23 protein-coding genes and 1 pseudogene are annotated in these 23,633 nt (G+C 41.4%); 14 read left to right on the top strand and 10 right to left on the bottom strand.

Translation table 11 applies throughout. The features are described 5' to 3' along the window. Positions 1-203: 203 nt before the first annotated feature. The 5 genes from J7E77_RS17865 to J7E77_RS17845 all read left to right on the top strand — a co-directional run bounded on the left by J7E77_RS17865 (position 204) and on the right by J7E77_RS17845 (position 4,894). Positions 204-1,376 (top strand): ABC transporter substrate-binding protein, encoded by a 1,173-nt coding sequence (locus J7E77_RS17865; protein WP_214716139.1) that lies wholly within the window; start codon positions 204-206, stop codon positions 1,374-1,376. A gap of 187 nt (positions 1,377-1,563) precedes the next feature. Beyond that, positions 1,564-2,442: a branched-chain amino acid ABC transporter permease gene (locus J7E77_RS17860; protein ID WP_214716137.1), complete on the top strand. Its 879-nt coding sequence runs from the start codon at positions 1,564-1,566 to the stop codon at positions 2,440-2,442. A 15-nt stretch (positions 2,443-2,457) separates the two neighbouring features. Beyond that, complete coding sequence (locus J7E77_RS17855) at positions 2,458-3,411, top strand: branched-chain amino acid ABC transporter permease (RefSeq protein WP_214716135.1); 954 nt, start codon at positions 2,458-2,460, stop codon at positions 3,409-3,411. Continuing rightward, positions 3,408-4,187 carry an ABC transporter ATP-binding protein gene (locus J7E77_RS17850; protein ID WP_214716133.1) on the top strand — a complete coding sequence of 260 codons (780 nt, stop codon included), beginning with the start codon at positions 3,408-3,410 and terminating at the stop codon, positions 4,185-4,187. The genes J7E77_RS17855 and J7E77_RS17850 overlap by 4 nt, the downstream gene beginning before the upstream one ends. Continuing rightward, positions 4,187-4,894: an ABC transporter ATP-binding protein gene (locus J7E77_RS17845; protein WP_214716131.1), complete on the top strand. Its 708-nt coding sequence runs from the start codon at positions 4,187-4,189 to the stop codon at positions 4,892-4,894. Before J7E77_RS17850 ends, J7E77_RS17845 begins: the two co-directional genes overlap by 1 nt. A gap of 42 nt (positions 4,895-4,936) precedes the next feature. Here the strand turns inward: J7E77_RS17845 and J7E77_RS17840 are convergent, their stop codons facing one another. After that, positions 4,937-6,745 carry a TIGR04190 family B12-binding domain/radical SAM domain protein gene (locus J7E77_RS17840; RefSeq protein WP_214716129.1) on the bottom strand — a complete coding sequence of 603 codons (1,809 nt, stop codon included), beginning with the start codon at positions 6,743-6,745 and terminating at the stop codon, positions 4,937-4,939. 834 nt (positions 6,746-7,579) lie between these two features. Here J7E77_RS17840 and J7E77_RS17835 point away from each other — a divergent pair. The 5 genes and pseudogenes from J7E77_RS17835 to J7E77_RS17815 all read left to right on the top strand — a co-directional run. After that, a pseudogene (locus J7E77_RS17835) lies at positions 7,580-7,717 on the top strand (response regulator transcription factor); the annotation flags it as partial. Further along, positions 7,714-10,173 (top strand): S8 family serine peptidase, encoded by a 2,460-nt coding sequence (locus J7E77_RS17830; RefSeq protein ID WP_214716127.1) that lies wholly within the window; start codon positions 7,714-7,716, stop codon positions 10,171-10,173. The pseudogene J7E77_RS17835 and the gene J7E77_RS17830, both read left to right, overlap by 4 nt. Positions 10,174-10,302: 129 nt before the next feature. Beyond that, the gene (gene ybaK, locus J7E77_RS17825; protein WP_214716125.1) at positions 10,303-10,779 is read left to right on the top strand and encodes a Cys-tRNA(Pro) deacylase; all 477 of its coding nucleotides are present in this window, start codon (positions 10,303-10,305) and stop codon (positions 10,777-10,779) included. 100 nt (positions 10,780-10,879) lie between these two features. Continuing rightward, entirely contained in the window at positions 10,880-11,983 is a 1,104-nt protein-coding gene (locus J7E77_RS17820; protein WP_214716123.1) for a PRK06851 family protein, read from the top strand. A gap of 99 nt (positions 11,984-12,082) precedes the next feature. Then, positions 12,083-12,730: a hypothetical protein gene (locus J7E77_RS17815; RefSeq protein ID WP_214716121.1), complete on the top strand. Its 648-nt coding sequence runs from the start codon at positions 12,083-12,085 to the stop codon at positions 12,728-12,730. Between the two features lie 94 nt (positions 12,731-12,824). Here J7E77_RS17815 and J7E77_RS17810 read toward each other — a convergent pair whose 3' ends face one another. Beyond that, complete coding sequence (locus J7E77_RS17810) at positions 12,825-12,980, bottom strand: hypothetical protein (RefSeq protein WP_214716119.1); 156 nt, start codon at positions 12,978-12,980, stop codon at positions 12,825-12,827. Between the two features lie 138 nt (positions 12,981-13,118). On the opposite strand from J7E77_RS17810, the gene J7E77_RS17805 reads away from it, so the two are divergent. The 3 genes from J7E77_RS17805 (at position 13,119) to J7E77_RS17795 (ending at position 15,799) form a co-directional block, all read left to right on the top strand. Next, positions 13,119-13,787 carry a DNA alkylation repair protein gene (locus tag J7E77_RS17805; protein ID WP_214716117.1) on the top strand — a complete coding sequence of 223 codons (669 nt, stop codon included), beginning with the start codon at positions 13,119-13,121 and terminating at the stop codon, positions 13,785-13,787. A gap of 71 nt (positions 13,788-13,858) precedes the next feature. Beyond that, positions 13,859-14,713: a Cof-type HAD-IIB family hydrolase gene (locus J7E77_RS17800; RefSeq protein ID WP_214716115.1), complete on the top strand. Its 855-nt coding sequence runs from the start codon at positions 13,859-13,861 to the stop codon at positions 14,711-14,713. Between the two features lie 15 nt (positions 14,714-14,728). Continuing rightward, a complete protein-coding gene (locus J7E77_RS17795) occupies positions 14,729-15,799 on the top strand; it encodes a PQQ-dependent sugar dehydrogenase (protein ID WP_214716113.1) in 1,071 nt (356 codons plus the stop codon). Positions 15,800-15,866: 67 nt separating this feature from the next. On the opposite strand, the gene J7E77_RS17790 is transcribed toward J7E77_RS17795, so the two are convergent. The 8 genes from J7E77_RS17790 to J7E77_RS17755 form a co-directional block, all read right to left on the bottom strand. After that, a complete protein-coding gene (locus J7E77_RS17790; protein ID WP_214716111.1) occupies positions 15,867-16,769 on the bottom strand; it encodes a FixH family protein in 903 nt (300 codons plus the stop codon). Then, positions 16,766-17,443 carry an ABC transporter ATP-binding protein gene (locus J7E77_RS17785; protein ID WP_214716109.1) on the bottom strand — a complete coding sequence of 226 codons (678 nt, stop codon included), beginning with the start codon at positions 17,441-17,443 and terminating at the stop codon, positions 16,766-16,768. Before J7E77_RS17785 ends, J7E77_RS17790 begins: the two co-directional genes overlap by 4 nt. Next, positions 17,440-17,889, bottom strand: coding sequence for a hypothetical protein (locus J7E77_RS17780; protein WP_215020809.1), 450 nt, complete (start codon positions 17,887-17,889; stop codon positions 17,440-17,442). The genes J7E77_RS17785 and J7E77_RS17780 overlap by 4 nt, the downstream gene beginning before the upstream one ends. 20 nt (positions 17,890-17,909) lie before the next feature. Further along, positions 17,910-18,236, bottom strand: coding sequence for an ABC-2 transporter permease (locus J7E77_RS17775; RefSeq protein ID WP_214716105.1), 327 nt, complete (start codon positions 18,234-18,236; stop codon positions 17,910-17,912). Then, entirely contained in the window at positions 18,200-19,540 is a 1,341-nt protein-coding gene (nosD, locus tag J7E77_RS17770; RefSeq protein WP_214716103.1) for a nitrous oxide reductase family maturation protein NosD, read from the bottom strand. Before nosD ends, J7E77_RS17775 begins: the two co-directional genes overlap by 37 nt. After that, a complete protein-coding gene (locus tag J7E77_RS17765) occupies positions 19,541-20,110 on the bottom strand; it encodes a hypothetical protein (protein ID WP_214716101.1) in 570 nt (189 codons plus the stop codon). Positions 20,111-20,318: 208 nt separating this feature from the next. Continuing rightward, positions 20,319-22,184: a Sec-dependent nitrous-oxide reductase gene (gene nosZ, locus J7E77_RS17760; protein WP_214716099.1), complete on the bottom strand. Its 1,866-nt coding sequence runs from the start codon at positions 22,182-22,184 to the stop codon at positions 20,319-20,321. Between the two features lie 17 nt (positions 22,185-22,201). After that, positions 22,202-22,645 (bottom strand): c-type cytochrome, encoded by a 444-nt coding sequence (locus J7E77_RS17755; RefSeq protein ID WP_214716097.1) that lies wholly within the window; start codon positions 22,643-22,645, stop codon positions 22,202-22,204. A 244-nt stretch (positions 22,646-22,889) separates the two neighbouring features. Between J7E77_RS17755 and J7E77_RS17750 the strand changes: the two genes are divergently transcribed. Next, on the top strand, positions 22,890-23,633 hold the full coding sequence (locus J7E77_RS17750; protein ID WP_214716081.1) for a Crp/Fnr family transcriptional regulator: 744 nt from the start codon (positions 22,890-22,892) through the stop codon (positions 23,631-23,633).

Below are 23,633 nucleotides of genomic sequence, written 5' to 3'. Positions count from 1 at the left end.
CCTTTTTAACTTTAGTGCAATAAAGTCTTTTGAGTGGGTAAAATCCATATATTTGCTATATTGCAAATTATCTTAAAATAATGTATAATACCACTAGACGAACCCCCAAATATTTTGTACAATGTTTTCAGAATATTATCTTTTTTTAAAACAGTTAGACAAAGGCGATTGGGAAAATTTTTTCAAAAAACAGGGGGTAAATCATGAGGAAAAAGAAATTGGCTGGTATCTTTATGTCGTTTATGGTTGCGGCAGGTGTGTTGGCAGGATGTAATTCAAGTGCTAGTAGCGATGGGGAAAAAGGAGGCACAATTAAGATTGGTGCGAACCTAGAACTATCGGGTGGAGTAGCTTCTTATGGCCAATCTGCCAAAGAAGGTATTGAGTTAGCAATCGAAGAAATCAACAAAAAAGGTATTAATGGCAAAAAATTAGAATTAGTGACAGTTGACAATAAGTCAGATGCAGCAGAGGCTACAAATGGTGCTCTAAAACTTGCCACTCAGGATAAAGTTGTTGCGATGATCGGTGCGGCAACAAGTACAAACACATTAGCACAAGTGCAGATTGCTCAAGATAATAAAATTCCATTAATTACACCAACGGCAACAAACGCAACGATCACAAATAAAGATGGAAAGGTAAATGATTTTGTCTTCCGTACATGCTTCATTGACCCATTCCAAGGTACAGTTGCAGCAAATTTCGCTTCCAATGATTTAAAGGTTAAGAGTGCGGCTGTTCTGATTGATAGTTCAAGCGATTACTCTAAAGGTCTTGCTGCGTCTTTTAAAAAGAATTTTGAGGCAAATGGCGGAAAAATTGTTAAAGAAGAAGCCTATGTGGCGAAGGATACAGATTTCCGTGCAACCTTAACAAATATAAAATCAGCAAAACCAGAATATATATTCGTTCCTGGCTTTTATGAAGAAGTAGGTTTAATTATCAAACAAGCTCGTGAGCTTGGCTTAAATGTGCCAATCATGGGTGGTGACGGTTGGGACTCTCCTAAACTAGTAGAAATCGCTGGAGCAAATACACTGAATAACACATTTATTACAAACCACTATTCATCAGGTGATAGTGAAAAGAAGGTTCAAGACTTTGTTGCAGCGTTCAAAGCAAAATACGACGGTAAATCTCCGGATGCCTTTACAGCTCTAGGTTATGACACAGTATACTTCCTTGCGGATGCGATTAAACGTGCTGGAAGCAGTGATTCTAACAAAATTCAGAAGGCACTCGCTGAAACAGATGGATTAGAACTTGTTTCTGGAAAAGTGAAGCTTGATAAAAACCATGATCCAATCAAAGCCGCTGTTATCCTTGAGTACAAAAACGGAGAACAACAATTTAAGACAAAGATCAATCCTTAAAGAAAAGCGGAAGCGCCTTGTCTAGGCACTTTAGCTAGCAAAATTTTATAGTTTGCCAGAGGGATAGGGAGCGTGATGTCTCCCTATTCCACTTTATAAAAGAAATGCAAGTTTCCCAACATGCAAACTTTGTTTAATTGTATTTAAAAAAAGATACGTGAAGTCGGTCCAAAGGAGTGTAAGACAGATGGAATTAATACAGCAGCTTGTAAATGGAATATCCTTGGGCAGTATTTATGCATTAATTGCTCTAGGGTATACAATGGTTTATGGTATTGTAAAACTGATTAACTTCGCCCATGGAGATGTATTCATGGTTGGTGCATTTATAGGGTTTTATTCCATTACTATTTTAGATTTAGGATTTTTCCCAGCATTACTTATTTCCATGGTGGCCTGTGCCATCTTTGGTGTTTTAATCGAGAGGATTGCTTATAAGCCTCTTAGAAATGCAACTAGAATTGCGGCCCTTATTACCGCAATTGGGGTTTCGTTGTTTATTGAGTATGGTACCATTTATATTCGTGGTGCCCAGCCGGAAGCCTATCCGGATGGAATCGTTCCAATAAAGAGCTTAGAGCTTTTTGGGGTAAAAATTAGCGGTCAGTCCTTACTTATCTTAGGAACTTCGTTAATTTTAATGATTTTACTACAATTTATCGTTCATAAAACAAAAATTGGTAAAGCCATGCGAGCCGTATCACACGATATGGATGCCGCAAGATTAATGGGAATCAATGTGAATAACACGATTTCAGCAACTTTTGCGATTGGTTCTGCCCTTGCTGGTGCAGCCGGAGTTATTTTTGGTGTCTACTATACAAAAATTGAGCCTTTGATGGGAATTATCCCAGGACTTAAAGCGTTTGTTGCCGCAGTTTTAGGCGGAATCGGGAGTATTCCTGGGGCGATGACTGGCGGTTTAGTTTTGGGTGTAATCGAGTCACTTGTTAGTGCAGCAGGCTACTCCCTATGGCGTGACGCCGTAGCATTTGTCGTTCTTATCTTAATCTTAATCTTCCGTCCAGCAGGTTTATTTGGTAAAAATATCAGGGAAAAGGTTTAAGGGGGTCTTTTAGCGATGGCAATTTTAAAACAAGCGAAGTTTTTCTGGACCTCAATCGTTCTAGCCGTTATATTTTCAATCGTCATGCAATTTTTAATAACTGGCGGGTCATTGAACCAGTTTTATGTAAACACACTATTTTTTATCGGAATTAATATTATCCTTGCCGCAAGTCTCCATTTAATTATTGGGATTACAGGGCAATTTTCAATTGGACATGCTGGTTTCCTAGCCGTTGGAGCTTACGCTTCAGCGATCATGACCATGAAATTGGGCCTGCCCTTTCCAGTGGCCATCCTTGTTGGCGGATTGGCAGCCGCAGTGGCGGGGCTCATTATAGGGATTCCGACACTAAGATTAAAAGGAGATTATCTTGCCATTGCCACGCTTGGCTTTGGAGAGATTGTAAGAATAGTCTTTTTAAATATTGAATATGTCGGTGGGGCAAGCGGGATGACAGTCTCCCACTTAACAACGTGGCCATGGCTGGTTGCTTGTGTATTGCTAACCATCATTGTGATTGTGAACTTTACCAACTCGACACATGGACGAGCTTGTGTTTCAATTAGAGAAAATGAAATAGCTGCAGATGCAATGGGGATCAATACAACCTTTTATAAGGTTACAGCTTTTGCCATCGGTGCCTTTTTTGCCGGAATTGCCGGTGCCTTATATGCGCATAACTTTTATATCATTCAGCCGACTAACTTTGGCTTTTTGAAATCATTTGATATTTTAATTTTTGTTGTATTAGGCGGGCTTGGAAGTATGTCTGGAGCGGTTATTGCAGCGGTCCTATTAACAATTATTTCGACCTACCTTTCCAGTTATCCAGAGGTTCGGATGGTTGTTTACAGTCTTGTCTTAATTGCAATGATGCTTTTCCGACCACAAGGATTGCTAGGAACGAGAGAGATTACCTCATTCTTTAAAGCTGGTAAAGCCGCTAAAGGAGGAGTGCAAAAATGAACGAAAAAACAAAGTTGCTTAAAGTAGAAAATACCGGGATCCGTTTTGGCGGCTTAAAGGCTGTTTCGGATGTAAACCTGGAATTAAATCAGGGTGAACTTGTCGGTTTAATTGGCCCAAATGGTGCCGGGAAAACGACGTTTTTTAACTTGCTTACAGGTGTCTACGTTCCAACCGAGGGAAGCATTTCGCTAGATGGCGAAAAACTAAATGGCTTAGCGCCGTATAAAATTACCAAAAAAGGAATCAGCCGGACATTTCAAAACATTCGTTTGTTTAGTGAACTGTCGGTTCTCGATAATGTAAAGGTAGCCTATCATTCGCTGGCCAAGCATTCGATGCTGAGCTCTATTTTACGCCTCCCTTCCCACTTTTCCGGTGAGAAGGAAATGGAAGAAAAGGCGATTGAATTCTTAAAAATCTTTAAGCTCGAAAATGTGATGCATGAAAAAGCAAAAAACTTACCATATGGTCAGCAGCGTCGCCTTGAAATTGCCCGGGCATTAGCTGCTAATCCTAAATTATTGCTTCTGGATGAACCGGCTGCCGGCATGAATCCACAGGAAACAGAAGAACTGATGAATTTAATCGCGTTAATTCGTGAGAGATTTTCGTTAACGATCCTATTAATTGAACACGACATGCTTCTCGTTATGGGGGTCTGTGAGCGAATTTATGTGCTTGACCATGGTCAATTAATTGCCAATGGTACACCTGAACAAATTAGAAATAATCCAAAAGTCATCGAAGCTTATCTTGGAGAGGAGGTCTCCTAATGCTAAAAGTAAATGATATTAATGTTTATTATGGAAATATCCATGCATTGAAGGGAGTTTCTCTCGAGATCAATCAAGGAGAAATTGTCACACTGATTGGCGCCAATGGTGCTGGGAAAAGTACACTTTTACAAACCATATCTGGTTTACTAAAACCGAAAAATGGTGAAGTATTGTTTGAAGATGAACATGTGGAGGGCAAGGTTCCTCAATTAATTGTTAAACGAGGGATTTCACAAGTACCAGAAGGCCGCCGTGTTTTCTCAAACATGTCGGTTGAGGAAAATCTAGAATTAGGTGCGTATTTACGGAAAGATAAAAAAGGCATTCAAGAAGATTTTGAAAAGATCTATCAGCTATTCCCTCGCTTGCTGGAGCGCCGAAAGCAGTTATCTGGTACCCTTTCAGGGGGAGAGCAGCAAATGCTCGCCATGGGCCGCGCATTAATGGCTAGACCGCGCCTATTACTATTAGATGAGCCTTCCATGGGTCTTGCGCCGATATTAGTAAAAACTATTTTCAAGATTATTGAGGAAATCAATAAAACTGGGACAACCATTTTATTGGTAGAGCAAAATGCTAATATGGCGTTATCGATTGCCGATCGTGCCTATGTCATTGAGACCGGAAAAATTGTTGCTTCAGGTACAGCTGAAGAGCTAAATCAAAGCGATCAAATTAGAAATGCTTATTTAGGCGGTCACTAAGCCTTGGCTATAAAAGAGGAGTTGGGAATCCCCCAACTCCTTTTAATATTTCACTTTTCTCTGTTCGGTATCTAGCTGGAATTGCTGTCGTCTTTTCGGACTTAATAGATGTCTAATTTTGTTCGCATAATCTTCATAGAGCTGTTCGAGTCCGACTAATGTGAGTGAAAAGAAGTTAGCGTAATTCTTTTGAACTTCCCACTTTAACTCGTTCTTTCCACAAATACTATATTTATTTAACTCTTCAATTTCTTCACGAATCTTTGCTAGTTCACCAAGTTGCTGCTCTGCTGGAAGAGAGAGAACATAATCAATTTTTTCAATATAATCCATCGATTTCTCTATTTTCCATTTGATTTCTAGATAACCTTCTTCATCAATCAGGCCGTATTTTAATTTGAAATCATTTAGTAGTTGTGCCGATTCATAGGTTGAATTTACAATGTCATCTCGTGTCATATCCTTTGTTTCATAGCTAAGCATATGTTTCCACGAAGGCTGGGTAATCGCCTTGCGGTGGTCCTCAAGTGTGTGGCAGAACTTTTTATAGCCATGGAGTTCTGGATTTTCAAACGCTGGGCTTGCAGGATCTAGGAACGGTGCAAGTGGTGCGACGAAGTAGAATATCCGTTTGTCTTGATTGCAGGCAAGATGGATTTTTTCACAGAAATCAATGTTTTCTAACACGCTGTCATAGGTCTGTCCTGGAATCCCAACCATGAAGAATAAATCGATTTTTTTACAGCTATGCTTTAAGGCAAAATTAAGCGTATCGATTACTTTAGGGTTCGTACAGTTAAATTTCCCGTTGTAGCGTCTGATTTTTTCATCGTGTGTTTCCAGGGTAATTTCAATACTATATTTCGGAACGCTATCATTCATCTGTTGAAAGAACTCTTCGTCTGCATACTGGAATAACTCAAAGACGACCTCATTTTTAAGATGAAGTTCCTTCAGCCGGCTAAAAAATTCCTTCACGTATTCACGTCCACCCTGGCGCAGGTCATGAAGGATAAAAATTGGTGCCCGGCTAAAGCGTGAAATGAATTTAATGTCCTCAACTAGTTTTTCGGGCGACCGTAAGGCAAGGGAGCTTCGGTTACAGTTTTGATCATAGGCATCCTTAGAACCGCCGCAGATGAGACAGTTTTGTGAGCAGCCTCTCGCTGTCAGTAAAGCGGTATTTGGATATTGCAGCCAGCCATTGTACGGAAGCGGGTCAAGGAAATTCCGATATTTAAAAACAGAACGGATCGCATAACGATAACCTGGAACGTCAAGGTCATCCAAATCCTTTGGTACATAAGTAAGCGGATTGCAGCCAATGTCGCTCCCTTTTTTCCAGGTTAAATTGGGAATGTCCGCATAGTGGGTATTCCCTTGTTCAATTTTATTCATCAATATCAGCATCAGCTTTTCGGTTGAATCGCCGCGCATAACAAAGTCAATGCAAGGATATTCAATTAACTCCTTATGATAATAAGTGGCAGATAGTCCGCCAAAAATCACTGGAATATCGGGATGAAGATTTTTTATAATTTTCGCCAGCTCGATACTGCCGTGTGCATGCGGAAGCCAATGAAGATCAATGCCGAAAGCCTTGGTGTTAATATTCCTTAACTTTGCTTCCACATCAAACTTATTACTCATCAGCATCCGATTAGCGATATTAATGATCTTGACCCGAAGACCGTACCTTTCAAGGTATTCTGCAATACTAGTGATTCCGATGGGGTACATTTCAAAAACAGGTGATGATGGCACAACATCACTGATGGGGCCGGCTAGCAGGGAGTTTTTTCGAAATTCATAAACACTTGGTGCATGCAAAAGCACTAAATCGTATTTCATTGATTCCACCTCAAGTAGATTAGTTTGGATGAGCAACTTCTCTCTCTATGTATGATACTTATTTCAATACAATATTTGTGAGGAATTTCACATAAGCAATTTCTGAATAGTAATAATGAAGATATTATCTATTTTGGGAATGTATGTAATTTAATCTTGTTAATTTTAGTGTACTATAATAATGGTTTAATAGAGTGACAAACGGGTGACAGAATTTGGGTGATTTTGTGTAATTGCTTTTAATACAAAGGTAGTAAAGCAGAATAATCCTTTTAGCAAATAGGAAAATTAGGTGTTTATGAAATAATATTATTACAAACCGAATACGGTTTGCCCCAGAATCGGTCAGTGTAGCTCATTGGACCGGTCTGGGTTTTTAATTTTTGCTGTAGATAAGATTGGGAAAATTTTATAGTTTTACGTTATCAGGAATAACTCTCTCGGTTGTGCAGTTAATTAATATCCATTAAACTAATAATAATTAACAGAAAATTATAATATTGGTATGTTGGGAAGAACCGATGGATATTACTGCTTGTTGCTGCTATTAATCTTTTTAAAAGACGTCCTCTCCGTATTGTATTTTTTAACCCTGCACTGCTAATTGTCAGCTTCTTTATGGCAAATTTAATTAACAAAGCAGTGTTTCCTGTTTTGCCATTATTGAGTTCAATCATTGCAAATCTAAAGAAGGAGAAGTCCAAATTAAAGGCCCTTTTTAGCATATCTTCGGAATTAAATAAAAGAATTGCTTCGCCAGATTGGTTAACCTTTCTTGCTAATAATCTACCAGAATTTATTGATGTCGATGCTTGGATTCTATGGAAAAGGGATAACAAAGAAATTGCTCAAAGCCTGTTTATAAGTGACAAAACAGTAAAAATCCATGTTAGTAATTTATTTAAGAAGCTTGGTGTTAAAAGTCGATCACAAGTAGTTCAAATGCTAATAGAAAAGGGGAATGGAATGTGAAAAGGTGGTTATCAGGCTTTCTTGCACTAGTTTTAATATATTCGCTCGTTATACCAGGTCTATCAAAAGCAAACGCAGAGGTCACATCTGCTGTCCTTGATAGTCAATTGGTCAAAGCACTAGAGAAATCTGTTGAGCCATTACAGATCATCGTAAGCTTTGATGGTCAAGGCGCTCCTACAAAAGACAATTTGAATTTGTTAAAGGGCTTAGGAATTTCCAAAGGAATTACGATGAAAGCATTACCGATTGCAGGCGTTCTCGCAACAAAGGAGCAAATTAATAAGCTTGCCGCCTCTCCCGGAGTCAAATCGATTTATTTAAATCAGAAGCTGGAATATTATAATGCGGATGCTACTAATGTAACGGGCGTGGACAAGGCGCGCACCGATGCAGAAATGCAAAAGGCAAATGGCGGCTTGCCGATAACAGGCAAAGGGGTTGGTGTCGTTATTAATGATAGCGGGGTTGACGGAACGCATAAGGACATCCAGTATGGCACCCACCTCGTTCAAAATGTCTCAGCGAGTTTAAATTTAAACGCACTGGAGCCAAGCCTACTGCCGGTTACTTACATGGAAAACGTTCCTAATACCGATTCTAATTCCGGACACGGCACCCATGTCGCCGGTATTGTTGGCGGCACAGGCGCAATGTCAAACGGAAAATATGAAGGAGTTGCTCCTGGTGCTGACCTAATCGGCTATGGTTCCGGTGCGGCCCTGTTTGTTCTCGACGGAATTGGCGGCTTTGATTATGCGATTACCCACCAAGCTCAATATAATATTCGTGTCATTACAAACTCCTGGGGTTCTTCAGGTGATTTTGACCCGAACGATCCTATTAATCTAGCAAGTAAAGCAGCCTATGACCGCGGTATCACGGTTCTATTTGCTGCTGGAAATGAAGGCCCTGGCGAAAACACCCACAATCCATACGCCAAAGCTCCTTGGGTCATCTCAGTCGCTGCCGGTGAAAAGAATGGCTCGCTGGCAGATTTCTCTTCAAGAGGAACAAAAGGGGTCGGCGGCACATTTGAAATAGATGGTACGACGTGGACATGGAAGGATGAACCAAGCGTTACGGCTCCAGGTGTCGATATTATCTCAACACGCGTACTTGCGCCAGTTTCTAGCCTCGGTGCAACTAGTGATGCTGAACTGATTGAACCGGCCTACCTGCCGTTTTATACAACGATGAGCGGTACATCAATGGCAACACCGCATGTTGCCGGGATTGTGGCTCTTCTACTTGAAGCCAAGCCAACGCTAACACCTGATGAAATCAAGAAGGTTTTACAGGATACGGCTACAAATATGCCTGGTTACGAGACATGGGAAGTTGGAACAGGCTATGTTAATGCCTATGATGCATTAGATGCTGTCCTGTTTGGAAACACATACGGAAAGACAGTAAACGCTAATCAAAAATTTAATAGCAATGTCAATTCAACAGTCGAACGTTCCTCCTTTCATGTAGACTATAATCCATTGCTTTCATCTTCAAACAGTTACTCTTTTAAAGTACCAGATGGAGTATCCCAATTGTCAGCGAGAATTAATGCTTATGGCTTACTGAGTCAAACAGGAAATCCATTAAACCTTATATTAGTTGCTCCAGACGGCACGGAATACAGTTCAGGGATTAGTTTATTGTTCACACTTTACCCTGATCGAACTGCAACCGTCAATTCACCTAAGGCTGGGACATGGCAGGTTAAAATCGATGGCCTTCACTATAATAAAGCAAATCCAGTCGGTATTGGATTACCTGAAACGATTGATGGGACTCTCTCCTTTTCAAAGGTTAGCGGTTTTTCAGGCCTAAATGATATTGCAGGAAATCCAGCAGCATCAGCTATTCAAATGGCTGTAGGTGAAAAGCTTGTTGACGGCTATTCTGATGGTAATTTTAAGCCTAATCAATATTTATTACGTAAAGAATTAGCCCACTATTTAGTCATGGGGGCAGGAATTCGCCAAAGTCAGGCCCCTACGGTGAAGGATGTTCAGGCAGTAGACCTGCCATTTGCCAAAGCAGTGTTATCAAAAGGTGCTGCTATCCGCGATGGGTTCCAGACTTACAGCGGCGTTATGCAGCTCAATTCCTCCGGTAATTTTAATCCAAACGGTGAGGTGAGCCGCGCGGAGCTAGCCTACTCGCTAATTCAAGCGCTTGGTCTAGAGAAGCAGGTACAGGAGATTACTGAAGATGTAACCGTTCAGTATAAAGATGAGCGGATTTCAGTTAAGGATAGTGGCTCTATTCCGGCTTCGCTTAAAGGATATGTCCAATTAGCACTTGACCTCAATATTCTTAATGCTAATTTTGCAGTAAAACAAGGACCATATGATCTAGTACCAACTGTTGAAGCTAGTTTTGAGCCAAATAAGAAAGTAACTAGAGGTGATTATGCTGTTGCGACCACCCGATACTACCAGGCATGGTTTCAGTAATTTTTTATTAGTAGGGAGAGCCTTTTAACAGGCTCTCCTTCTTACTTTTGCTAGTTTATTTGCTAATCCGTTTAGACCTAGTTTTTTGATATAATGCCTTTATAAAAATTGTTTTAAAGGATGGTTATAATGGCACAAGTAAAAACCAATGCAATGCGCATTCTTGATGCAAAAAAAGTTCGCTATGAAATGCATACATACGATAATAAAGACGGGAAAATCGATGGTGTGTCTGTTGCTGAGAAAATAGGCAAGGACCCAAAGGAAGTCTATAAGACGCTGGTTTCACAGGGCGCGAGTAAGAACGTATATGTTTTCGTCATTCCCGTGGCTGAGGAATTGGATTTAAAAAAGGCTGCCAAAGCCGCTGGTGAAAAGAATATTGAAATGCTTCCGGTAAAGGATATTCAGAAATGGACTGGTTATATCCGCGGCGGCTGCTCACCGATTGGCATGAAAAAAGAATATAAGACCTTTATGGATGAAAGCTGTAGGTCGATCGATTCAATCATTGTAAGTGGCGGGAAAATTGGGGTTCAAATCGTATTAGACCCTGTTCTATTGCAAGAGGTCACAAAAGCTGACATTGTCCCCATCATTAAGTAAGATTTTTTCCCTAGGCACTCACCTATAAAAGACAATCGCATAAGATAGGGTGAAATTGAATTTATCTTACGATTGTCACTATAAAAGGGAGTGTTGATGAGTGGCAGGGAAAATCAAAAATTACTTTGCAGGCGGGAATACAGCGAGAGGCTTTCATAATTTATATGACTCCAATCTTCAAGGTCTCGACCGGTTATTTATTTTAAAAGGCGGTCCAGGAACAGGTAAATCCTCATTAATGAAAAAAATCGGTAATGAGTGGTTTGAAAAGGGCTATGATATTGAATTTTTACATTGTTCTTCTGATAACAATTCCATTGATGGAGTGTTGATCCCAGCGTTAAAGGTGGGAATTGTCGATGGTACCGCTCCGCATGTGATTGAACCGAAAGCACCTGGAGCGGTTGACGAATACATTAACCTTGGTGAAGCCTGGGATGCCCGTGCGCTGGCCATCCATAAAAATACGATCCTGAAGTTAACCAATCAGATTAGTCAGTCCTTTCATAAGGCGTATGATACCTATAAAGAAGCGCTGGATATCCACGATGATTGGGAAAATATTTATATCAACAGCATGGATTTTAAGAAAGCCGATCAATTAACCAATAAATTAATTGACACCTTTTTTGGAAAAATGAAGCTCAGTAAAAAATCTGATATCCGCCACCGCTTTTTAGGTGCTGCTACGCCAAAAGGGCCGGTAGACTATGTCCCGAATCTAACCGAAGAAATTCCAAAACGTTATTTCATTAAAGGGCGTCCGGGTTCTGGGAAATCAACGATGCTGAAGAAGCTTGCCGCAGCGGCCGAAGTAAGAGGGGTCGATGTAGAAGTCTATCATTGCGGATTTGACCCGCACAGCCTTGATATGGTGATTTTCAGGGAACTGGGCATTGCTATCTTTGATAGTACCGCACCACATGAATATTTCCCAAGCAGAGATGGGGATGAAATCATTGATATGTATGAATTACTGATTGCATCCGGGACTGATGAAATTTTTGCAGATATCATCACTAAAATCTCGACCAATTACAAAAATAAAATGCTTGAGGCTACTTCTTATTTGGCCAAGGCAAAGGAACTTCATGATGAGTTAGAGGAAATTTATATTGCCGCCATGGATTTTTCAGTCGTCGAACGGATCCAGGGTAAAATTGCGGAGGAAATCAGGGAGTTAGCAGCGAGCAAGGTAGAATAACCAAACGTTCGAATATCACTAATATATATTAATAGCTTTTCACCAAATTAGGCGGGGCGCATACATTAGAGGGAATATAAATAGAAGGGGACTAAAGCCTTGGATCACTTCAATTACCCTCAGGGTCACGGTATTATGCCTAATTTTTCTTATGAAAACAACCTGCGGCAATCACCGCCGCATGGTGGAGGACATCAACCGCCGTCGCATGGTGGAGGATATCAACCGCCGTCGCATGGTGGAGGACATCAACCGCCGTCGCATGGTGGAGGGCATCAACCACCGTCGCACGGTGGAGGGCATCAACCACCGCCGCACGGTGGAGGGCATCAACCACCGCCGCATGGAGGAGGACATCATCCACCGTCGCACGGTGGAGGGCATCAACCACCGCCGCATGGAGGAGGACATCATCCACCGCCGCACGGTGGAGGGCACCACCCGCCGCCGCACGGGGGAGGACATCATCCACCATTTGGAGGTGGCCCGCATTATGGAGGTGCCCCGACTGCACCGCCGCCAACCTACATCCCTCATGAAACAGCTGGATTATATGCGGTTGACCCAGGTGGAATTAGGCACTGTCTGTACCGTTATACCTATGTTTGGTTGAATAATGGAAGAAGCTTCTGGTATTATCCAACCTATGTAGGCAGAACCTCGATCGCCGGGTATCGCTGGCGCGGATACCACTGGGAATATTACGGAATGGATTTAAACAGAATCCGTTCATTTAGTTGTCACTAAGTAAGAAAGAACTGTCCTGAAATGGGGCAGTTCTTTCTTTTGGTGCCATTCAAATGAACGGTCTTCTGAAGATGTTTCGGGTGCATTTATTTTTTTATGGGTTTGGATTCGTTTTGCTTTTTTGCCCCTTGTTACGTTTATTGCCCTTACTGTTATCACCGCTCACAAACTCGCTGGCAAATTCAGCCTCCGCATTCCCTGCTTGCGGGGAGTTTTGATTGTTGCTGCCCTTGTTGTATTTCTTGGTCATGGTAATATCCCTCCTTTTCTACTATGGTTTAGTTTGGTTTCAGGAAAGTGGTTTATTCGAAAAAAATAAAGGAAATATTGGGAGGTAAGAGAATTACTATTGATTTAATGGGTATTTTTTTTGAAAGGGTGGAATTGGATGTCGCCAAATATTGCGGTGTTAACACAACTATTTGAAGAAAATCGCAATGAAGCAAATGCCGAACCGATGAAGAAATATATGAAAGATCATTTCCCCTTCTTGGGCATCAAGAAACCACAGCGCAGTGTGCAGGAAAAGCAATTTTTTCAAGAGACAGGGATCTTAAAAGAGCCGTTTAACCAAGATTTGATTCGAGAACTTTGGGAGAAGGAAGAACGAGAATACCAATATACAGCATTGGTTTATATGGAAAAGTCGTTGAATAAGCTCGAGAAAACGGATTTGCCATTTATGGAGGAACTGATTACAACCAAGTCTTGGTGGGATACGGTTGATACGATTGCTCCCAAGCCGGTTGGAAAAATTGCCGAGAAATTCCCTGAAGTGGTGGCTGAAACAATTAATGGCTGGGCCATTGATGATAATCTATGGCTGCGAAGAGCGGCACTGCTTTTTCAATTAAAATATAAGGGAAAAACGAATGAAGAATTGCTTTATCAATACATACAGCAAAATGCGGACAGTAAGGAATTTTTTATCCAAAAGGCAATTGGCTGGGTGTTACGGGAATATTCGAAGACAAATCCCGCCTCTGTAAAGGGATTTATTGAAGGAACAAAGTTAGCACCGTTAAGTGTTCGCGAAGGAAGTAAGTATTTAGCATGAGCATAAGGGAGATAATGTTTTGGTAATCATGTTAAAATGGCAATAATGAAAATGGATAGAGGGTGGACAACATGATTAAATGTATTGCATCAGACATGGATGGAACATTATTGAATTCGAGTCAATTAATCAGCGAGGAAAATAAGGAAGCGATCGTAAAAGCACAAGCGCAAGGAATTGAATTTGTGGTCGCAACGGGAAGATCGTATCAAGAAGCAACTTACGTCCTAGCTCAAGCTGGCATAACTTGCCCGGTTATATGTGCGAATGGCGCAGAGGTACGCTCCAAGGAAGGAGTCGTTCTTTCAGCCACACCAATTAGCAAACAAATGGCAAGAGAGGTAGCGGCAAGGCTAAGGGAAAAGGATGTTTATTTCGAAGTATACACAAACAAAGGTGCCTTCACGATGGATGCCGACAAGGCGATATCCATTCTCGTTGACATCATTATGAGTGCCAATCCCGAAGTAAATCGAGAAGAGATTACAGAGGCTGCTGGGGCTAGATTGCGTGATGGCCTAATACATAAGATCGAAGATTATGAACTTTTATTTGCCGATGAAAACTACCAAATCTATAAATTACTTGCCTTCTCCTTTGATGCAGACCGACTGGAGTCAGCAAACGAGTCCATTTCAGAGCTAGAAGGAATCGTCGTTTCAACGTCTGGCCATGATAATTTAGAAATTACCAATACACAGGCTCAAAAGGGGATTGCCCTGGAGTCGTTTGTGAAATTAAAAGGGATTGATTTAGCGGAAACCATGGCGATTGGCGATAATTATAATGATGTTTCCATGCTTGAAAAAGCAGGAAGATCGGTCGCAATGGGGAATGCCGATTATTACATAAAGTCTCTTTGTGATGTGATTACGGTTACGAATGAAGAAAGTGGCGTAGGGAAGGCAATTCTTGAGGTAATTTAAGAAAGGTAGGAGTAAATGAATAAAGCGTGTTCTATTTTACTAATGATGGTTGTCATGTTTTCGGGCTGTTCTCTTTTTGAAAAAAAGGACGACAGGATCCAAGAGGAAGAGGTCGTTGTGAATCAGCCAAATATAGAAGTTTTGGCTGAAAAATTGCAAGTGCCTTGGTCAATTGATCGGGTGAATCAATCTTTATACATCAGTGAACGAACCGGAAATATCGTTAAGATTGAAAATGGTAAAATAGAACGCCAGCCAGTTCGTTTAGAAAAGCCGCTTGCCAAGGCGGCTGAAGCGGGGCTGCTAGGCTTTGTTCTTGATCCTCAGTTTCTAGATAATCACAAGGCTTACGCCTATTATACCTATAGTGATGATGGCAAGGGGCAATTTAATCGGATGATTGTCCTAAGGACGAACGGTTCTGTGTGGTCCGAGGAGAAAATCCTGCTTGATCGGATTCCGAGTGCTGCCTATCATCACGGCGGCAGGCTGAAAATCGGTCCGGATGGGATGCTGTACATCACCACAGGTGATGCGACCACTCCGGAAACGGCTCAGAACTTGAAAACGTTAAATGGGAAAATTTTACGAATGAAGTTAGATGGAACGATTCCAGCGGGCAATCCTTTTCCAAACTCATATGTCTACAGTTATGGCCATCGCAATCCGCAGGGATTAGTGTGGGTTGGCGGGACTTTATATGCTAGTGAGCATGGGCCATCCGCTCATGATGAAATCAATCGGATTACCCCAGGGGAGAATTATGGCTGGCCGGTAATTCAAGGCGCGGAACAGCAAGCGGGGATGGTAACCCCATTGTATCAGTCCGGTGATGAAACGTGGGCACCGTCCGGGCTGGCTGCGGCGAATGGGAAGCTTTTTGCAGCAACATTAAGAGGCAATGCCGTCCGCGAATTTGGATTGCGTCAGAAGATTACCAAACCCGTCATTACAAGTCTGGGGCGAATTCGTGACCTGTATGTCGACGGCGACTACCTATACTTTGTCAGCAACAACACCGACGGCAGAGGAAATCCGGACGAAAAAGACGATAAACTATATCGTGTGCTATTACGAGATTTATAAACCGAAAAGGAAAAGGGTGTCAGGCACCATGTGAAGAATTCACATGGTGCCTGACACCCTTCTTTTTCTAGAGTATCTCAATCTTTAGTGAATTCACCTGAGAAACGAGGAGTTCTTCGTATTCTTTTTGGGCTTGGTAGTAGATTTCTTGTTCGCCGGCTTTTGGGTTTTCTTTTTTGACTTTATCAATTAAGTCCTTTTGTACCTTCTGCGACATGACAATCATTCGATATTGCTGTTTTTCCGTCGCCCAAAATTTATCTGCGCCGTACTCATTGATTAGCTTTTCAGCGGATTCGAACTGATTATATTGTTCGCGCGCTTTGAGGAGGGCTGCATCCACTTCCGTCTCAGCTGCTTTATGGCCCTTTTCATCCGCCAGTAAGGCCATCGCACGGAGGCGAATAATTTGCGTTAATAATTGATTTTGATCCTCAAGTGTTTTTTCCTGAGTATCTAAATAAGCCAATTCTTCCTCTAACTGTTTACCCGTGTATTCTTTCTGCGCGCTCTCACGGTTGATTTCCAGCTGTAACTGGTTAATCAACTTATAGAAGCTGACATCTTCATTGGTAATCCATTCGCCGTTGATGATGGCGACACCTTTTGGCTTGGTCACATGTAGATCGATGACTTTCTCTGCCTTTTTGCCGTCTTTTTCTAATGTAAACGCGGCCTCATATTTACCGCCCATCGGCAGATTCACTTTGCCGGAGTAGGTCCCACTTTTGCCTTCCACAAGCTTAACATCATAGCTGCCATGGTCCATATTGGTCATCGATAATTGTGCGGCGACCTCCAGCCCTTTCACGGCCTTGTTGTTTTCGGTTACTTTTATTTCAAATGGCATCGCTGTGTCCTTGACGAAATAAAGGTCCTTCGTGACAGTTACCTTATAGTCAGGGGCGGAACTGCATCCCGTGATTAAGGCAATCAGCAGAAGGAAGCCAAAGATGATCCGTGTCTTCATGAACTGATTCCTCCTAAATTATGAGTTTGTAAAAATTCATCTACTGTAAACTTTTCCATTTTTCCATTGTCCAAATAGGCGACAGAGGTGCAAATCTGCTTGATTTCATCGAGATGGTGGGAGGACAGCAGAATCGTTTTATCATGAAGGGAACCAAGGACCTCCAAAATTTCTTTTCTTCCGAGCGGGTCGATGCCGCTCGTCGGTTCATCCAGAATGAGCAGGCTTGAATCCTGATAAAGGGTGATTGCTAAACCAAGGCGCTGCAGCATCCCTTTGGAATATTTCTTCACTTGAACATCACGGTCATCCCACAAGCTGACCGAGCGAAGCACCTGCTCGATCCGTTCCTGGTTGGCCGTCTTTGTCACAGCTTCTGCAAAGAAGGTGATATTTTCAAGACCGGTCAGCATCGGATATAGCATGAATTTTTCCGGCAAATAAGCAATCGTCTTTTTCCATTCATCATTTTTCTTGTTAACAGCAGTCCCGTTAATCAAAATTTCCCCTTGCTTCACTGGCAGTAACCCAAGCAGACTATTGATGAACGTTGATTTTCCGGCCCCATTTCGGCCAACAAGGGCACATATTTCGTTTGGGTTAATGTCTAGATTGATGGAATCTAAGACATTTTTTTTTCCAAACGATTGGTTTAAATTCGTTACTTTGATCATTCGTACCCCTCCTTACGGTTGAAAACAATCGCTGTTAAAAACGAAGTGATAAGCCAGAACAACAGATTTCCGAGCAGGAAGAATGCAGGTTTTGTCCACATAAATGCTTGTAAGAGCCTTGACATATGGCCAAAGGAATATACCCCCGTGCCTGTTTCTAGAAACATTCGAATCGCTTGAAGCGGATTTAAAAAGTAGACGGAAGAAAATAGTTTCACATTTTCATGGGTGACATCAGGTAAGAACGACAGCAAAATAAAATCATGTAAGAAGAAAAAGTAAAACCAGACGAAGATCGTAAACCCTAAAATCTGCATCCGCGAGCGGCTAAAACTACCGATGGCCGCACCTATTTGTAGGAAGACGAGACTCATACAAACGATTGCTGCCACAAAGATAAAATAGCCCTTTATATCGAGTTGGAAATTAAATTTTAATAGGAACAAATAGATGAAAAACCACGTAATCAGCGGGACAAGGACGATTGCATAAAGCCCAAGGCTTTTTTAATTAGGAAGCTTCCGAAAGAGTCTGTCTTTGTCAGCAGCATGATCAATGTTTTTTGTTCCTTTTCTTGAAAAATCGAGAAGGCCCCGATAAATAGGCATAGAATCGGAATAAAATAGATAATCGTATCAAACAAGTTGATTAAGAGCACATAAAAGCCTTTATCAAATGAAAGGGCTGAGGAACGAAATAAAATCGCAATTGAAATGAGAACAATAATGCTTAGACTTAGCCAAAGTCCTTTTCCTCTTATATTTTCCTTCCATTCCTTCCAAGTGTAATGCATAGTAGGTGTCTCCCCTTTATTAAAATCCCCACAATTAGTAAGCCGACAATAAGGAAAATAACTTTCGTATGTGTTCCATTTGACGCTGTTAATGGGTGTGGGTCATTAAACATAATGGCTTCGTTTGTAAGTGCGGCATTCATTTTTTCATATATCTTCAGGGCCGGACTTTTTAAAAATAAATAGGATAATTCTTGGTCCTCCATTAATTGATATAAAGAGGAACGATAGGTTATTGGAAAATCCCCAATGCGGTCTTGGTTTAAATCAGTGATCGGGAACGCGCTGCCCCAGTCATTCCCTTTGCCATCCTTGCTCCAGGAATTATTCTCACTATTGCCGCCAAGAGTTACCGCAGGAATCGTATTTTCGGAAATTTGGTTTAATGTAAATACTTGATCATTTGAACTCGCCCATAGTTCAATCCCGATTTGGTTTTGAACAATTTTATTGTGACGAAATTCGTTTCTTGTCGCTTGATCGATATACAAACCACGCTGGTTCATGTAAAAGGTATTATTGGCGATAAAATTATCATTGGCTTGGAGGAGTAATAGGCCAAATGATTGGTTGCCGTAGTTAACGATAAATTGATTATCCTCGAGCTTCAAATGATTGGAGTTCATAATGGCTGCGCCGCCGGTATTCATCGTGAAGGTATTTTTCTTAAAAATGTTTTCGTCGGAATACATGTAATGCAGTCCATATCTTGTGTGGCTAATATTATTTTCATAGCTGTGATTGTTGTTGGCATATTCAAAGAACATCCCGTCCCGGGTGCCTTCAATCGTATTCTTTTCAAGCAGATTATTATTTGCATAATAAACGTGAATTCCATTTCCCTGCTCGGCGACTTTGCCCTTGCCCATTCCCTTAATATGGTTTGCACGAATCGTATTATCGTGAGCCTGGCTTAAATATATGCCGTGAAAGGAGTCGCGGATGTTGATATGTTCGACAACGTTGCTGTTTGTATAAATCTTGATGGCGGCGTATTCTTCAGCAGAGTTCCGGTTCATACTTCCGTGCATTACTGTTAGATGGCTCAGCTTCACATGGGGAGCTTTAATAGAAATGACATTTCCCGTTCCGTCGCCCTTAATGACGGTTTTAGGTGAGCCAATAATCGTCATTGCTTTGTTGATGACAATATTGCCCTGATATGTTTTGTTTTCAAGCTGTAATACCGCCCCATCTTTCAGGCTGTCGATGGTTGCTTGTAAATTTTCGGCGGCCAGCTTTTTCTCAGGGCTCATCAGTAGAAATAGAGAAAAAATGAAAGATAAGAGCGCAAGTTTTTTCATTTACCTTCGTTCCTTCCATAACGGAATTAATAATAGGATAAACGCTGCTATCACCAAATATGTTCCAAGGCCAAGCAGGCTGTTGGTTTGAAAATTCGCCACTGTATTATGCCCTAATATAGGCGGTACAAATGGATCCATTTTTATTGGTGCATCAGGACTTAAATTGGTGCCAAACTTTTTCAGCGCATGTTGAAGGTCATAGACTCCTAACCCGCCGCCAATCACAAATAGGCTGATTAAGCCATATAGAACAGATTTTTTTCGTAGAAGGGCTGTTATTAGTGTTAGTGCAGCCAATCCTCCTACCAAATAGGGTAAATACGATAATTCAGGGAAGTTTTTTTCGCTGAAGTTCGCCATACCGATATAGTGGTTAAGACCATTGACAATATCGATTTCGCCCTCAAGCTTATTTGGGTAAACAATGATATTCAACCCTTCGGGATATTGCGGTGCAACAAAGACCATTTTCCACCATGGGAAAAACAATGAGAGGATAATTAAAATAGTTGAAGCAGTTATTAATAATGAAGAAACTACTGATAATTTCTTAGTTTCACCCTTCATGTTAACATCGCCTTTATTATAAAGTGGAAGCGCCTTGCTCAGCCCCGACAAGCATAAGGCAAGCCCTTCAAGAAGGCGTTTTTTGCCTTCTTAAGGGATTGACTTATGACCTCGAGGGGCTAGGCGCTGCAACTAGATTTTATCGATAATAAGATTTGTAAACAGGGATGGGTATCAATCTCTTTAATTGATACCCATCTCCAATATATTATTTCTTAGGTTTTACAAGGAAGTAACCGTTCATTTCTTGGTGGAGCGCAGAACAGAAGTTTGTACAATAAAGTGGGTAGGTTCCCGCTTTATTCGCGACAAATTCCATTGTGTTGGTTTGTCCAGGCTGAACTTCCATGTTTAAGTTATAGCTGTTGATGGCAAATCCGTGTGTAATATCCTCATCGAAATCAATATTCGTCAGATGGATGGTGACGTGATCTCCTTCATTCACTTCAATGACGTCTGGTCGTTTTGCTTTTGCATCAAAGATGAATTTCGAACGCATCGCAATACCGTATACGTCAACTTTGTTGCCATTGCGGACGATTTTCGTATCACTCTGCTTGTAAACGGCTTCCTTATTCTTGACATCCTTAGGATATACATTAATCGTTTTAATCTTATCTGCTTTAATCATTTGGGCATAGTGCGGTTCAGGGTCTACTGGTGAAGATTGGATGACCTTCATCTTACCGCTGATATCAATCAATTGCATCGACTCAGGATGGGAAGGTCCAACAGACAAGTAGCTGTCTTTAGCAATCTTGTTTAAAGCAATAATCCATTTTCCATCTGGTGCAACGGTATCACCCTCTGCGGCAACAGAGTGTCCCGGGGAATATTGAACAGGCACACGGTCTAATGTTTCACCTGTATTTGGATCCCATTTCACGATTTCAGAAGAAATGAACATCGTTGTATAGGCCATGCCTTTGTCATCAAATTGAGTGTGAAGCGGTCCTAAAGCATTTTCAGGGTTTACTTCTCTTTCCATTACTGATTTGTAATTAAGAACTGGAATCCCGTTCCGTTCACCAGCGAAGTCTTTGTTTTCGACCGCTTTAAACGCTTTTTCAAACGAGAAGACAGTCATTGTCGGTGCTAATTTTCCTGAAGCGATGAACTGCTTTCCATCTGGTGTGACGTCGACACCATGTGGTGATTTAGCGACAGGAATTAAATAAATTCCGCCTTTTTGTTTTTCAGGGAAAATCATTTTTTGACCGCCAACATTTTCGTACTTGCCTTCCTTGACCATTTTAGCAAGCTCTTTCCAGTTAAAAAGAACAATATAGTCACGGTCAGCTTGTGATGCATTAATTTCAAGATTAGTAGTCGCTTCTTCGGTATTATAAGTTGTCATTACCGCCCAATCTGCTGATTCTTTTTTACCAGCATCAGATAGGTCATAGGACCATGGCGGAAGAGCCACTTGATAAGCAATACCTAGTTTTTGATTCTTTTCATTAAAGGTTACAGCAGACATAACACCGCGGTATTGTGTGCTGAAGTCATCTAGAGATTCATACTTCTGGCCAAGCGGAACGGCGAAACGTGTTGGCAGGAACATGTACTCTGTATTTTCTGTCACGAATGCTGCACAGTGTGGGCCGGCAGTGTTCGGAACTTGAATGATATCTTTCGTCGTAAATGTTTTAAGGTCTACAACAGCGGCACGGCTGTTTCCTACATCAGTAGCAAACATATATTTTCCATCATAGTCGCCCTTTGTTTCTGAAAAGGCTGGATGGTGAAGGTCGCCCCATGTATAGTCGCCCATCATTTTTTTGGAATGCTCATCGAAACCGTAACCTGTTGCGGAATCTTGGGAGAATACAGGAATCGTTCTAATTTTTCGCATCGACGGAACCCCATAAATAAACATTTGGCCGGAGTGACCGCCAGAGGCAAATAGGTAATAATCATCCTTTTGACCGAATGGCACATACACCTTTTCTGCATCGCTCTTAGTGCTTGAAGAAGCTTCAGTATTCGTCTTTGCTGAGAAATCGGCAAAAGAGATCGTTGCTGCTACAAACCCGGCTAAGAGACCCGATGCAATCGGAATCCATTTTTTCATCTAATTACACCACCTTATTATTTTTCAGAAGCTTGTTTAAGTAGTTCTAACACTTGCTTGCGTTCTTCATCTGATAATGGATTTTTGCCAATAACGCCTGACATAACGGCAGAAGTAGGCTCCTTCAGGAATTCTTCAATCGGCTTTCCATGTTTCCCTTCCACGTTAGCAAACGCTTGGGAAAGGTCGGGTCCTACGGCACCGCCCTTAATATTTAATGCTTCAACACTGTGACAGCCAAGACAGCCCTTCTTGTTAAGGATGTTATCCTCATTAGCTGAAACGGTTGTTGCTTCCTTTGCATCCGTACTTTCTTCTTTGGCAGCAGCAGTTTCTGTAGTTTCTGTTTGTGCCACCTGAGGTTGTTTTTCGGAATCCCCCATGATCACGCCAAACACTAAGTAGCCAAGTCCAAAGCCAAGTAATGCACAGACTACAAAACTAATAATGGCTTTATTCACTTTTTTCCCTCCCTTTTTATATAAAATGAACACCTTCATCCTAATCGCTCAAGAGGGAGAAAAATGTGACCTACCTCACACCTTTTTAGTAGATTTTGAACGTTATGTGAAACCGATTGTTTCAATTGGGTTTATAACAATGAACATTTTGTGAATTTCGTCACTACATCAGCGGATGGAGTTGTTTACAATAGATGGTAAGTATTTATCAAAAGTAGAGTTCTATAAAGGGGTGGTGAGAAGGATGAATCGAGTCGATTGTTTAAAAGATCCGCATCTAGGAGTCTATCAAGAAGTAATACAAACGGATTTACTTCGAAAAATTGTTATTTTTAAGGATCTATCACAAAAGTCGCTTTCGATTATTGAAAAGAGGATTCAAACGCTGGAGTTGAAAAAAGGGGAACAGATCATTTCTGAGGCGGAGGTGGCCAAGGGGGTGTATTTTGTTCATTCAGGTGCTGTTAAGCTGACAAAACAGGATGAGAATGGCAATGAAATTATTGTCTGTGTGAAGCAAAAAGGGGATGTGTTTGCAGAGGCCTGTTTGTTTACAAAGCGGACAGAGTTTTATCCAGCGACAGCGACTATGCTCCAGGATGGAAAGATCTTCTTTTTGGATAAGTTGGAATTAGAACGGGATTTATTCAATCACCCAGAGCTGTCGATGCAAATGATCAGTTATATGAGCGATGCCTTACGGGAAATGACCTCACAATTACGAGATGTTGCCTTGCTCGATGTTTATGCGAAGACAGTGAAGACATTAGAGCGCCTGGGAAATAAATTTAATAATGGTCTAAACAGATGGGATATTGATATTCCCTTGACGATTCAAGAGTTTGCAACCGTCGTTGGCACGACGAGAGAAAGCGTAAGCCGTGTTTTTTCCAAGCTAAAAAAAGATGGGATTATTGATATGAAGTCTAGGAAGATTATTATCCGGGATTGGTGCACGCTTTGTACACTGCTGCACCGGGAATATTAA

The organism is Bacillus sp. ISL-77 (assembly GCF_018613105.1).
Note: the sequence above shows the minus strand (reverse complement) of the source record. Positions and strands in the feature narration are given on the sequence as shown.

Bases quoted from the DNA above. Each gene is read 5' to 3' on its own strand.
- J7E77_RS17845 (WP_214716131.1), top strand. From the start codon at position 4,187: ATGCTAAAAGTAAATGATATTAATGTTTATTATGGAAATATCCATGCA.
- J7E77_RS17855 (WP_214716135.1), top strand. From the start codon at position 2,458: ATGGCAATTTTAAAACAAGCGAAGTTTTTCTGGACCTCAATCGTTCTA.
- J7E77_RS17840 (WP_214716129.1), bottom strand. From the start codon at position 6,745: ATGAAATACGATTTAGTGCTTTTGCATGCACCAAGTGTTTATGAATTT.
- J7E77_RS17805 (WP_214716117.1), top strand. From the start codon at position 13,119: ATGTCGCCAAATATTGCGGTGTTAACACAACTATTTGAAGAAAATCGC.
- nosD (WP_214716103.1), bottom strand. From the start codon at position 19,540: ATGAAAAAACTTGCGCTCTTATCTTTCATTTTTTCTCTATTTCTACTG.
- J7E77_RS17785 (WP_214716109.1), bottom strand. From the start codon at position 17,443: ATGATCAAAGTAACGAATTTAAACCAATCGTTTGGAAAAAAAAATGTC.
- ybaK (WP_214716125.1), top strand. From the start codon at position 10,303: ATGGCACAAGTAAAAACCAATGCAATGCGCATTCTTGATGCAAAAAAA.
- J7E77_RS17750 (WP_214716081.1), top strand. From the start codon at position 22,890: ATGAATCGAGTCGATTGTTTAAAAGATCCGCATCTAGGAGTCTATCAA.
- J7E77_RS17800 (WP_214716115.1), top strand. From the start codon at position 13,859: ATGATTAAATGTATTGCATCAGACATGGATGGAACATTATTGAATTCG.
- J7E77_RS17850 (WP_214716133.1), top strand. From the start codon at position 3,408: ATGAACGAAAAAACAAAGTTGCTTAAAGTAGAAAATACCGGGATCCGT.
- J7E77_RS17865 (WP_214716139.1), top strand. From the start codon at position 204: ATGAGGAAAAAGAAATTGGCTGGTATCTTTATGTCGTTTATGGTTGCG.
- J7E77_RS17795 (WP_214716113.1), top strand. From the start codon at position 14,729: ATGAATAAAGCGTGTTCTATTTTACTAATGATGGTTGTCATGTTTTCG.
- nosZ (WP_214716099.1), bottom strand. From the start codon at position 22,184: ATGAAAAAATGGATTCCGATTGCATCGGGTCTCTTAGCCGGGTTTGTA.
- J7E77_RS17765 (WP_214716101.1), bottom strand. From the start codon at position 20,110: ATGAAGGGTGAAACTAAGAAATTATCAGTAGTTTCTTCATTATTAATA.
- J7E77_RS17860 (WP_214716137.1), top strand. From the start codon at position 1,564: ATGGAATTAATACAGCAGCTTGTAAATGGAATATCCTTGGGCAGTATT.
- J7E77_RS17810 (WP_214716119.1), bottom strand. From the start codon at position 12,980: ATGACCAAGAAATACAACAAGGGCAGCAACAATCAAAACTCCCCGCAA.
- J7E77_RS17775 (WP_214716105.1), bottom strand. From the start codon at position 18,236: ATGCATTACACTTGGAAGGAATGGAAGGAAAATATAAGAGGAAAAGGA.
- J7E77_RS17790 (WP_214716111.1), bottom strand. From the start codon at position 16,769: ATGAAGACACGGATCATCTTTGGCTTCCTTCTGCTGATTGCCTTAATC.